Origin of the sequence: Siminovitchia fordii DSM 16014 = CIP 108821, from assembly GCF_000374565.1 — a bacterium.
GTDB lineage: Bacteria > Bacillota > Bacilli > Bacillales > Bacillaceae_C > Siminovitchia > Siminovitchia fordii.
In genome coordinates this window covers 132,735-145,247 of the sequence record NZ_KB894685.1, presented here as the reverse complement: position 1 = coordinate 145,247, position 12,513 = coordinate 132,735, and the positions used below count along the sequence as shown (strand labels likewise).

The following is a 12,513-nucleotide window of genomic DNA, read 5'->3' as shown; positions in this document are numbered from 1 at the left end:
CAAGGTGATGAGGTTGAAAATCATACATACCGCCGATTGGCATTTGGGAAAGCTGGTGCATGGAGTCTATATGACGGAACAGCAAGAGGCGGTTCTGGAACAATTCATTGAGCTTGTGGCCACTGAACAACCGGATGCTGTCATCATTGCCGGTGACCTGTATGACAGGTCTGTCCCTCCGGTTGAAGCTGTACAACTGCTTGAAAAAATGTTGTTCAGAATTAATGTGGAGCTGAAAACCCCGGTTCTTGCCATATCCGGTAACCATGACAGTGCAGAACGTCTATCATTCGGATCCTCATGGTACCGGAACAGCGGTTTTTATCTAAATGGGAAGATTAGTGATAGCCTTGAGCCTGTACGGGTGAAAGGAGTGAATTTTTACCTTGTCCCTTACGCCGAGCCAGGTGTTGTAAGGGAATTGTTTCAGGACTCCAGCATCCAGTCGCACCATGATGCGATGGGAAGGGTTACTTGGGAAATCGAGAAAACAATGGATGCAGATGCTGCTAACATTCTTGTAGGACATGCTTTTGTAACAGGCGGAAAGACGACTGATTCGGAACGGATATTATCTGTAGGAGGTTCCGGCAGTGTTGATTCAGAATGCTTCAGCCCTTTTACATATACAGCACTCGGCCACCTGCATAGCCCAGATGCCATTAGGCATGAGACGATCCGTTACTCCGGTTCGCTTTTAAAATATTCGTTTTCAGAAGCCAAACAGCGAAAAAGCATTTCAATTATAGAAATCGATGCAAGTGGACAATTGACCATTAATGAGAAGGCACTGATACCTCCTCAGGATATGAGGGAGATATCAGGATACATAGATGAATTGTTGGACCCGGCATTTTATGAAACTCAAAAACTGGATGACTTTTTAAAGGTGACCCTATTGGATGAAGGTGCATTGCTTGATCCGATCAATAAATTGCGAGCGGTTTACCCGAACATCCTGCACTTGGAAAGAAAAATAGAAATGGTGGACTTAGAAAAGAGGCAAACGATAAAATCTGTCCAAAGAGATAGAAAAACAGAACTTGATCTTTTTTCGGAGTTTTATAAAGAAATGACAACAAGTGATTTTACGGAACAAAAACGAGATCTGATGAACGAGGTAATTGACAGTGTCCGTAAGGAGGTACTCCTTGTATGAGGCCACTAAAACTTGAAATGCAGGCGTTCGGTCCATATGCAGGGATTGAGATCATCGATTTTACCCAATTGCAAAATCGGACGATGTTCGTCATATCCGGAAAAACCGGCGCCGGTAAGACTTCAATATTCGACGGGATCAGTTTTGCCATCTATGGAAAGGCAAGCGGGGAAGACCGCAATGGTGCGGATTTACGCAGCCATTTTGCCAACGATGATCTCCAGACCGAGGTATCTTTGGAATTTAAATTGAGAGATAAGATCTACTATATTTGGAGGGCTCCTCAGCAGGAAAAGAAAAAAGCGCGCGGGGATGGATATACAACTGTTAATGCAAAAGCAGAGCTGTATTTAATAGATGAATCGGGTTCGCGAAAACTGCTTGCAGCCAATGTTAGGGAAACGGATGAAAAAATCAAAGAAATCATTCAGCTGGACGCTAACCAGTTTCGGCAGATTTTGATGATTCCTCAAGGCGATTTCCGAAAGCTTCTGACGTCGGACAGCAAAGAAAAAGAACTCATCTTACAGCGTCTATTTCATACTGAGCAATTCAAGAAAATAGAAGTGAAACTCAAAGAAAAGGCTGGTTTGCTTAAGAATGAGGTGGAAGGCGGTATTGCGCAAAGGAGTCAAAAGCTTAGGGAGATTTTCACGAATGGAAATGATGAATTGCAAGCAGCACTTGCTGAAGAAACGCCGAGCGATACAATTATCTTGCCTTTGCTGGAAACTCTCACAGGGGAAATGAAACAAACTCTGGCTGAACTTCAAAAGAAAATCGAGGCGAAACAAAAAGATCGTGATGCAGCAAAAAGAAAAGTGGATGAAGCGGAAAATATATTGAATGAAATGAACAGCCTTGACACATTGAAGAAGCAGAAAGCCTTGTTGGATGATAAAAAGACTCTGATCGATGAAAAGAAAAAAGCAATCGACCTTGCCCGTCTTGCGGCTAACTTGGAACATCAGGAGAACATATGCCAACGGTTGAAAAAAGAGATCGTCGAAAGAACTTCCAGGAAAAGCAAAATGGAAGAAGAGTTAGGTTTAACCATAAAAGCAAAAACTGTTGCAGATGAAAAATTGAAACGGGAAGAAGAAAAAAGGGGCGTAAGAGAGAAATTTCACGCGGAATTAACCCGGCTGGAAAGTTTGCGAGAGGATGTATTTTCATTCTCGAAACGAAAAACGGAGCTTAATCGTTTGGAACTAGAGACCCAAAATTATCGCCAAAAACTGGATGAAATAAAGAGGAAAGTGGTTGAATGGGGAGAAGCTCTTGAGAATCAACAAAATGAGCTCAAAGAGCTAAGACAACTCCAGGATAAAAATATAGTATTGATAGAAGAAAAGCTTCGACTAGAACATGTTATTGGCAACATTAATCAATTGGCAATGTCTATTGAAAAGGAAAAGGAAGCAATGACATGGTTGGATCGGTGCGAAAAAGAACTGAATCTGGCAAAGTTAAAGTCAGAAGATGCAACAGAAACCTTAAAACACATCGAAAAGAGATGGTATTCGGAGCAAGCTGCGATACTCGCCGGCAAGCTGGAAAATGGTTCTCCATGTCCTGTCTGCGGTTCTTCTCAACACCCTTCACCTGCACACACCTCAGGCGAATCTGTCAGTGAGGAAGATTTTGAAGCGGCAAAAACCGCTGTTCATAAATTGGATGAGCAGCTTGCTGAAGTTCGACAAAGGTGGATGAAGGCAAAAGCTGATGTGGATTTATGTGAGAAGACCGTTTTAGAAAGAGTAAATGAGATTAAAACTCTATTGCCTGATATAAGGCTTGAAGACACTCCCCTCCATTTGCAAAAGCTGACGGAAAGGCAACAGGAATTATCTAAACAGATAGAGATCAATACAATGAAGACAGGCAAAATTTCCGAAAAAGAAGCCAAAATTACGCAGCTTGGCGAAGAGTTAAAAGGTTTGAACAGGAGCTTGGATGAAATGGCGGAAAAAGAACGTCAAGCCGCCCATCAATTTATGGAAACGAAAGCGGTCCTTCAAAGCCTTACTTTGAGCCTTCCAGAAGGTATTGAAACGACAGACCAGTACGAAAGAAGGCTGTCCGAGCTGAAAAAAGAAATTCAGCAATTGGATAATGCCTTGAAACAAGCGCAGGAAGCCTGTGCCAAATTAAATGAACAGACGGCAGCACAAAAAATGGCTTTGGAAAACCTGGCGGAAGATATTGAAAAACTGCAAAGCTCATTGAATGTGGAGCGCGAAAAATTTTTAAACCAACTTCACCAAGAAGGATTTGCAACGTACGGTGAATATGCCGGATCCAAAAGGGATCCTGACTGGATTCAGACTGCTGAAAAGGAAATCCAAGCGTACGGAGAAGAATACCGCTCCATAACAGATCGGCTTAAGGACTATGAAGATCGTTTGAAAGGAATCCAGCGACCGGATATTGAAAAGTTGGCAGCGGATTTTAAAGAACAGGAGAATATTCTGCTTGCCATGAACGGCCAACTTTCAAACTTGTTGATGAACATTAAGAAGAACGAAGAAGTCTATCATGATGTCCGGAATTTGAATGATCAAATAAAAGAACTGGAGAAGCAATATGAAATCATCGGACATTTATCCGATATTACGAGAGGGCAGAATACATACAGGCTCACATTTGAACGGTTTGTTCTGGCCGCGTTTTTGGATGATATTTTGACAGCCGCCAACGGTAGACTATTGAAAATGACCAGCGGTCGTTATCAGCTTTTGAGAAAGAAGGAACGCTCAAAAGGAAACGTTCAAAGCGGATTGGAGCTTCTTGTATATGACCAATATACTGGACTGGAGCGTCACGTTAAAACTCTATCAGGCGGGGAAAGCTTTAAAGCTGCACTTTCACTTGCATTGGGGCTGGCAGATGTCGTGCAGGAGCATGCAGGGGGAGTCTCACTGGAGACCATGTTTATCGATGAAGGGTTTGGAACATTGGACCCGGAGTCTTTGGATCAAGCCATCGAAGCATTAATGGAAATCCAGAGCAGCGGAAGGCTTGTTGGAATCATTTCTCATGTTCCGGAGCTGAAGGAGCGAATTGATGTCCGTTTGGAAGTGCTGGCAGGGCAAAACGGAAGTAGTACCGAATTTGTGTTTTTATCATGAATAGGAGGTGCAGTCCTCTTGGAGAAGACTTTTTATATTGCCACGCAGGTATTTGGGTGGTTCATTTCCATCAGCTTGGCAGTCTTTGCCGTATTTGCCTTTAAGCTGAAATATCCTTTCATCGGAATCCTTTTGATTCTCATATTTATTGCTTCATGTGCAGTCAATTTTTTATTCAGGAAAAAATGGAAGGAAACGTTATAATTGAGAAAGAAGATTCCCGCTCCGGCGAAGGTACAAGGCCGGAACGGGATTTAATAAAAGTGTTCCAATCAAAGTCAATGCCGAGCTGGCAAAGTTAGCAGCAAAGAAATTGGTCAAGCAGAGATTCCAAACTTTATATACGGTGAATTTTAGACATTCACTTAAAAGAGAGTAAATAAATAATTGCAAAATGAAAACGTTTGTATTAATATAAAAATATCGTCGATAATGTGACGAACATTTGTACATTACATGTGCAGATGCCCCGCATGTTATCCGACTGCCAGGAGGATCTTTCGTGTTTCCGGATCATACTGTATATATCATTGGGGACAGTAAGACGGCATCAAACAACCCCATTACACAAAAGTTCAATACTTTTTTCATCGGTCTGGTAATAGACAGGAACAGTCATGAAATATTAGAAGCTGAGTGTTCTTCAACGATTGCTCTGACTTCCAAATTTGTCCGATCAATTTTTACCGGAAAATCAATGAACGAGCCTGAAGCCATCATTGAAGAGATAGAAAAGAGATACTTCGGTTCTTCTCAAAGAGCTATTATTGTTGCATTTAAAAATGCGCATATAAAATATAACCAAATCATGAATAGTTAGCTGCTTCTTTTGTTATTCGCAATTGAAATCCAGCTGTTAGGGAGTTTGTTTCCTAATGGCTGGATTTTTTCATTTTTAATTAAAAGGAGGATCTGAAGATGATTCAGGATGGAGTTGTGTTTGTTTGTTTTTTATTAGCCTTTACCGCTGCTGTAGCAGTTGCTGAAAAAAAGATTGGAGGAAAGTTCTTTAAATATGTGCCGGGGATTGTCCTCATTTATATTGGCGCTGCACTAATGAAAACTTTTGGTCTGTTTTCATCAAGTGATTCAGTTGAGAACGCCTATTCAACAGTGCGTGGACTTCTTCTTCCGGCTATGCTGATGTTGATGCTGCTTCACTGCGATCTCAGAAAAATCATTAGGTTGGGGCCGAAAATGCTGCTGACATTCTTTGCTGCGTCGATCAGTATCGTAGGGGGATTTATAATTACTTATGCTCTTCTCAAAGGTTTTTATGCAGCGGATACATGGAAAGCATTTTCAGCTCTGAGCGCAAGTTGGACTGGCGGTTCAGCAAATATGGTGATTTTGCAGGGAATTCTGGATGTACCGGAGAATATTTTTGGCTATGCATTGATCATGGATACTGTCAATTACTCTGTATGGGTCATGTTTTTATTCTGGCTTGTACCGTTTGCTATGAAATTCAATAAATGGACAAAAGCTGATACAACTTATATCGATGAGGTAACTGCGCAGTTGGAGGCAGAAGAGGTAAAGCAGGAACCTATCGGGTTTGTTGAATTAATCGGTTTCCTGGGACTAAGTTTACTGGTCTCCGTATTGGCGACTAAGATTGGCGGAAAGCTGCCTGAACTTGGTGCAGCTGTTAATGCCACAACTTGGACGATCATCATTGCCTCCGCTGTCGGCCTTGTTCTGGCTGTGACTAAGGTTGGGAAAATGCCAGGGTCCATGGAGATCTCTAAAGTTATGCTATACATCATTATTGGCCTGATCGCCTCCCATGCTGATTTCTCTCAGTTATTCCAAGCGCCGGTTTACATTTTGTCAGGCTTCATGATCATGTTCTTCCATGGGTTGATCATGATCATACTAGCAAAAATATTCAAGCTCGATTTATTTACGATGGGAGTAGCTTCCCTTGCCAACATCGGTGGCGTTGCATCAGCCCCCATACTGGCAGGTTCATTCAATAGACTGCTGATTCCTGTAGGGATTCTGATGGCTGTTCTTGGAAGCTTGCTCGGAACGTATTATGGAATTTTGACATCTTACATTTTATCAGCTATATAAAGGGAAGGTTGCAACTATGAATATTCAAACAATAGAAGTTTCCATAGAAAAATTGCCGTTAATCAAGCCATTCAAAACAGCTCTCAGGACAACTGATGAAATAGAAAATGTGGTTGTCATGCTTCAGTTGGAAAGTGGTATCACCGGAATGGGGGCAGCAGCACCAACAGTGGCAATCACAGGTGATTCAACGGAGGGGATCGTAGGAATCATTCAATCAGTGATTGCTCCCCAACTGATCGGAAGACCCATTACCCAACTCAACGAGCTTTCAAGAATCGTGCAACAAAGCTGTGTTGGCAATACAAGTTCAAAGGCAGCTGTAGAAATAGCAGTATATGATGCGCTTTGCAAATATTGGAAAATACCTTTATATCAATTTTTAGGCGGCAATACGAATTCATTATTGAATGATATGACTATAAGCATCGGGGAAGAGGAACAAATGGTCAGAGATGCCAAACAGATTATACACGATGGATTTTCAATCATAAAAATCAAAGCGGGAAATGATTGGAAAAAAGACATAGAAAGAATCACGAAAATCCGCAAAGCGGTAGGGGATAACGTGACACTTCGCGTGGATGCCAATCAAGGATGGACAGTCAAGCAGTCTGTTGAAGTGATCAGGACATGGGAAAAAGACAGATTAAATATAGAGCTTGTAGAACAGCCGGTCAAAGCTCACGACATCGCTGGATTGAAAGAAATAAAGAGAAATGTCCAAACGCCAATAATGGCTGATGAAAGTCTGTTTTCTCCAAGAGACGCTATGAAACTGCTATCTGAACAGGCGGTGGACTACTTGAACATCAAACTGATGAAAACCGGAGGAATTCGCCGTGCTCTGCAAATTGCCAACATGGCGGAAGCAGCCGAAGTAGAATGCATGGTTGGCAGCATGATGGAGTCTAGTGTCAGTGTCGCGGCGGCGGTACACCTGGCTATTGCGCATCCAAATATAACAAAGATTGATTTGGATGCCCCTTTGTGGATCAAAGAAGAACCATTTGAAGGCATTTTATATGAGCAAAACTCGATACATGTCTCAGGAGATTCAGGATTGGGAATTAAAAGGAAAGACTTCTTTCCTTTTAATCATAAATAAAAGTGAAAGGATGATTTTGTGGCTGTACAAAATTGGCGGATCCTCATTTTTTCATTGGTTTGTATGTTCTTTATGTCGACAGGATTGGCTGAAGCTAAAGGAAAAGAGTCGGAAACATATTTTGTTGATGTTACAGCTGCGACTTTATGGAGCGAGCCAAATCTTTTAAGAGAAGTGGACAAGCCGTCTGCCTCAAATCCGGTAGCCTTGAGGAAATGGACAGGGACAATGACTTATGAGGAAAAGCTTGGATTGGTCGGAAAGCTGGAAACACAAGCACTGTACGGTTCAGAAGTGACCATTATAGAAGAAGAAGGAGATTGGGTGAAAGTAGCTGTACACAATCAGCCCACACCGAGAAATGATTTGGGTTATCCTGGCTGGATGCCTAAAGTCCAACTGGCAAAAGGGAATAGCTATAAAAATCAGCTAAAGAGACCATTTGCCCTTATTACATCCCCAACGGCATGGCTCTACGAAGATAAGAAGACTTCCGAAGAATTTTTGGAGCTTAGCTTCAATACACGCTTACCCATAATGAAAGAATTTAAGAATGAAATTTTGGTAGCCACTCCAAGCCAAGGAAAAAAGTGGCTAAAAAAATCTGATGCGGCAGTGTATCAGGATGAGAAAGACATTCCGGCACCAACAGGTCAGGACGTTGTTAATACAGGAAAGAAATTCTTGAATCTACCGTACTTATGGGCGGGAATGTCAGGCTTCGGATTTGATTGTTCAGGCTTCACTTATACAATGTATCACTCAAATGGAATTACGATTCCAAGGGACTCTTCTGTTCAGGCTACACATGGGACCCCTGTAGAAAGAGAAGACTTGAAAGCCGGAGACCTCCTTTTCTTTGCGTATGAACAAGGGAAAGGCAGGGTCCATCATGTAGGAATGTATGTTGGAGGTGGAAAAATGATTCACTCGCCAAACACTTCTACCCACGTCCGTATTGATGATATAGACACTTCAGGCTACGGGGAAGAATATGCAGGGGCAAGAAGGTATATTGAAGAGTAACTTAACTACAACCATCCACTCGGCTCAGTTTCCGGTGGGTGGTTTTTCATTAAAAACTTTTTAGGAACTCCCATCCTTTTATGTGTTATAATGAAACCTCAATTTTTAAAAAAGGAAGATTCAATGAACTTTGATTACAAGTTGTTTGAAATGATCAATCAATTTGCAGGACAAAATCAAATACTTGACCAAACAGTAATGTTATTTTCAAAGTTTGGCCCAATATTATTTGGACTTGTTTTTGTGTGGTTATGGTTTTCAAAATCGGGGAAGAAGGTTGACAATAGAAAAATTGTCTTGTATGCAATAACAATAACTGTCATTGCCCTTGGAATTAACAAGGTGATTGAATTGATGTATTTTCGTCCGCGGCCTTTTGTTACATATGCTGTCAATTTACTGAGCGATAAAATGGGTACTGACCCATCATTTCCGAGTAATCATTCTGCGGGAGCTTTTGCAATGGCCTGGGCACTGTTTTGGCACCGTAGAAGGATTGGAAGTGTATTGTTGATCATGGCGTTTTTCATGGCACTGTCAAGAATCTATATCGGTGTGCATTATCCTTTTGATGTAACGGCTGGCGCGATAATCGCATTGATTGTAACAGCTGTGCTCATATCACAAAGACGGTTATTAGATCCTTTATATCAAAATATCCTTCAGGCGTTCAGAAAATCAAAGGGTCAAAAATATTATAGAAACATGTGATAGTAATTAAAATTTAAAATATTCAAAGGATATTTTGAAATATCTTAAAAAGAATTCAAAGTGAACTTTGAACAGCTTGATGTGGATTTGCGTGAAGTGATTGATTCCGCAAAGCATAACATGCACGTCATGTCCTGCTTCATTATGAACTTTATGAGGGGCATAATTTTTGACAGATGAATATAGATACTATTTCGATTTATATGTTTTTATTCCTTATTTGTATGAAATACTTAAGCCAATAGCAGAAGGAGATGTGCAATTTAATAATGCACGTCTTTTTTTTGTTGATATAATTTCAATAATGATGAATTGAAAAAGCACATATATGGTATTTCATCAATAAAATAACCGAAAACTAATAAAGGTGTGTTGCTAAAATGGCAATATGGACAGTTTGGCTAATCATTTTGGCTTTTGCTATATCCTCAAGTATTGATAATTTAGGGGTAGGAATCTCTTATGGAATTCGTAAGATAAACGTTCGGATGGGGCCAAATTTCATGATTGCTGTCACATGCTTTCTTTTTAGTATGGCAGGAATTTCTTTTGGACTTTGGCTTTCAAATATCTTTCCCGGAATGCTCCCTGTTATTTTCGGGGCGTTTTTGCTGTTCGTTATCGGAATTAGAATTATTTTATTAGATGCTCCAAGAAACAATACTACTTCAAAAGGAAATAAGAAGCATAAAGAACAAACGAAAACTTTAAAAGGATTATTAAGGAACCCAGAGTCAGCTGACGCGGATCTGTCCGGAGATATTGGCTGGGGAGAAGCAGTCATTTTAGGTGTTGCATTGTCGGCAAATGCACTTACTAATGGACTTGGGGCAGGCCTGCTCGGCCTTTCTCCTTTGGCCATTTCTTTAACAGCCGCGATTGGAAGTTTTATAAGCGTTTGGGCTGGGGTAAAACTGGGAGCAAAGCTGTCGAACATGAGAATTGGTTCCTATACAGTTGGGCAATTTGGAACAGTTTTAAGCGGGGCAATCATTCTGGTGATCGCAATCACCGCATTCTTTTAATAAATAAGCAGTCATTTAAAGTGTAAATAACCCAAACTTTCCTTCCTGAAGAGGAAGTTTGGGTTTTTCAACTCGCAGGATTTCAAAAGAATAATACGGGTGTTGACAAAAAAACAACAACGGTTTATTGTAAAAGTGAATGGCGAATCCATACTTTTTTGAAAGGAAATCGGTTATGCCTAAAAAAGGAGTTAATAATGAGCTTGGTTTGATGTTGAGGCGCTTATTGGACGAACGATCTTTATCCATGAGGAAATTCGCAGAAATGACGAAAATTGATACAGCTACAATTTCGAGGATTATTAACGGTAAGCGGGAAGCTAATATGCAGCATTTACAAGAATTTTCAGCCTGCCTTGACGTCCCGCTGACAGAAATGTTAAAAGCAGCAGGCTACGATATTGGAAAAAGGCAGGAGGATGCATTTTCGGATATTCACACTTCTGTTGATGTGATCAAGACCTACCTCCAATCCTCCAATTTATATGATAAAGATTTTACTATCGATGAAGTTGATCAAAAATTATCTGACTATGGACATTACTCACAGACTGAGGAAGGGAAAGAAACGATTCTTAATGATTTTGAGAATAAACTTCAAAAAGTGGGGAGCATAGGTCCTTTTATTAATCACCTGAAGGAATTATATGAGAAGTTTCTCCAAAGGAAAGGAACATCATACGAGCTAGCCATCATCGGCAGCGTACTTTTGTACTTTATTATTCCTGTTGATGCTATCCCCGATTATATTTTCCCCATCGGTTATATTGACGATGCCATTGCAGTGCAAATGACATTGAACTCTCTTAACAAATGACTCAATCAATCTAGGAAATAGGTGGCTTATTTATGGGTACTAGAGTAAGAAAAACAACTAAGCGCAAGTGGATAAGAAATATTTCTATACTCTTCTTTGTACTGATTTTAACTGCAGGAACATTTAGTGTCTTTCAATATTATAAAGGAGTCTCTGAAGCAAAGGATGGTCCCTACAAGGACGATGGTAAAACTTTTGATCCGTTTAATGGACCAGAACCTCAATTTGGAGAAATCAATATTCTGGTCATTGGAAGCGACTCAAGGGGGGAGGATCGCGGTAACTCTGACACCCTCATGATCGCTCATTATGACCAGAACACGCATGATATTAAGCTTGCTTCTATCATGCGAGATACCTATGTAGACATTCCTGAACACGGAATGAGAAAAATAAATGCTGCATTCGCTTATGGCGGCCCGGAATTGTTAAGACAAACGATCAAGAGGAACTTTGATATCGATATTAATTATTATGCGGTGGTTGGCTTTGATGGGTTTTCAAAAATAGTGGATGTCATCGCACCTGATGGTATTGAAGTAGATATTCCATACGAAATGTCATATGGAATAGGCATGACTTTACACCCTGGCAAACAAGTGTTGCACGGGGAGGAGCTCCTTGGATATGTACGTTTTCGCCATGATCGATTAAGTGATTTTGGGAGAGTGGACCGCCAGCAGGAAGTCATGTCAAAACTAAAAGATGAAGCTGTAAGCATCCATAGTTTAGTAAATTTGCCTAAGATGCTTGGAATGGCAGATCCGTATGTCGATACGAACGTGGATACCGGTACGATTCTTGCAATTGGAAAAGGATTGATTGCCGGGAAATCGAGACAGATGGAAACATTACGATTACCAATCCAAGACTCCTTTGTGGATGAGAGCGCGGATGTTGGAGCGGTTCTTAGGATTGATTTTGATAAAAATAAACAAGCGTTAAAAGAGTTTTTAGCATCCAAAGAGAATGGAGAAATTGCAGCGCAATAAGGATTTGATTCATTCATAAAAAAGTTGACAATGAACTTTTTCATGTTACCATAGAGTTTGGTTTAAAATAACAATTAAACATCCTCGTTAGGTGAGGCTCCTATATGGAGATACGCTGCTGCCCAGAAACGTCTAAAGACACCAATGGGTCAACAGGAACCATCGACATAAGGTGGTTTTTAATGTAGCTGGATGACATTCATCCTATGCCATATAGTGCTAAAGCTCAACGAATAGAGGCTTATTCAGGCATGTTTGTTTTTGTGTGTTTAAAAACACCCTCTTTCGTTGAGGGTGTTTTTTGATTTTTAAGGGAGGTGATGATGATGGAAGAAGAGTCGGACAATAGTAGGACAATGATTGTTATCGCAGTAAGGGTAAATGTCCGTTTTATCGTCCTTCATCACCTAAAACAGAAGATTATTTACCCTCAATATTTGGCGTCAGTTCGTTAACAGGAGGGGA

Annotated in this window: 12 protein-coding genes and 1 riboswitch; all 12 genes read left to right on the top strand. The window is 40.7% G+C overall.

Annotated features, from left to right (window positions below):
• The first annotated feature begins 13 nt into the window (after positions 1-13).
• The 12 genes from C509_RS0100700 (at position 14) to C509_RS27160 (ending at position 12,503) form a co-directional block, all read left to right on the top strand.
• Positions 14-1,159 (top strand): exonuclease SbcCD subunit D, encoded by a 1,146-nt coding sequence (locus tag C509_RS0100700; RefSeq protein WP_033369646.1) that lies wholly within the window; start codon positions 14-16, stop codon positions 1,157-1,159.
• Entirely contained in the window at positions 1,156-4,290 is a 3,135-nt protein-coding gene (locus tag C509_RS0100695) for an AAA family ATPase (protein WP_018704967.1), read from the top strand. Before C509_RS0100700 ends, C509_RS0100695 begins: the two co-directional genes overlap by 4 nt.
• Positions 4,291-4,308: 18 nt before the next feature.
• The gene (locus C509_RS0100690; protein ID WP_018704966.1) at positions 4,309-4,494 is read left to right on the top strand and encodes a hypothetical protein; all 186 of its coding nucleotides are present in this window, start codon (positions 4,309-4,311) and stop codon (positions 4,492-4,494) included.
• Positions 4,495-4,792: 298 nt separating this feature from the next.
• On the top strand, positions 4,793-5,110 hold the full coding sequence (locus C509_RS0100685) for a DUF3870 domain-containing protein (protein WP_018704965.1): 318 nt from the start codon (positions 4,793-4,795) through the stop codon (positions 5,108-5,110).
• Positions 5,111-5,208: 98 nt separating this feature from the next.
• The gene (locus C509_RS0100680; protein ID WP_018704964.1) at positions 5,209-6,369 is read left to right on the top strand and encodes a DUF819 family protein; all 1,161 of its coding nucleotides are present in this window, start codon (positions 5,209-5,211) and stop codon (positions 6,367-6,369) included.
• A 16-nt stretch (positions 6,370-6,385) separates the two neighbouring features.
• Positions 6,386-7,477: a dipeptide epimerase gene (locus C509_RS0100675; RefSeq protein WP_018704963.1), complete on the top strand. Its 1,092-nt coding sequence runs from the start codon at positions 6,386-6,388 to the stop codon at positions 7,475-7,477.
• Positions 7,478-7,549: 72 nt separating this feature from the next.
• Positions 7,550-8,503, top strand: a complete 954-nt coding sequence (locus C509_RS0100670; protein ID WP_245542407.1) for a C40 family peptidase — start codon at positions 7,550-7,552, stop codon at positions 8,501-8,503.
• Positions 8,504-8,626: 123 nt separating this feature from the next.
• Positions 8,627-9,214, top strand: a complete 588-nt coding sequence (locus C509_RS0100665; RefSeq protein WP_018704961.1) for an undecaprenyl-diphosphatase — start codon at positions 8,627-8,629, stop codon at positions 9,212-9,214.
• Positions 9,215-9,594: 380 nt separating this feature from the next.
• Positions 9,595-10,239, top strand: a complete 645-nt coding sequence (gene ytaF, locus C509_RS0100655) for a sporulation membrane protein YtaF (RefSeq protein ID WP_018704959.1) — start codon at positions 9,595-9,597, stop codon at positions 10,237-10,239.
• A 175-nt stretch (positions 10,240-10,414) separates the two neighbouring features.
• A complete protein-coding gene (locus tag C509_RS0100650; RefSeq protein ID WP_018704958.1) occupies positions 10,415-11,056 on the top strand; it encodes a DUF1232 domain-containing protein in 642 nt (213 codons plus the stop codon).
• 32 nt (positions 11,057-11,088) lie between these two features.
• Complete coding sequence (locus C509_RS0100645) at positions 11,089-12,048, top strand: LCP family protein (protein WP_018704957.1); 960 nt, start codon at positions 11,089-11,091, stop codon at positions 12,046-12,048.
• Positions 12,049-12,124: 76 nt separating this feature from the next.
• Positions 12,125-12,294, top strand: a riboswitch (M-box (ykoK) riboswitch).
• 80 nt (positions 12,295-12,374) lie between these two features.
• Positions 12,375-12,503: a hypothetical protein gene (locus tag C509_RS27160; protein ID WP_018704956.1), complete on the top strand. Its 129-nt coding sequence runs from the start codon at positions 12,375-12,377 to the stop codon at positions 12,501-12,503.
• Positions 12,504-12,513 lie beyond the last annotated feature (10 nt).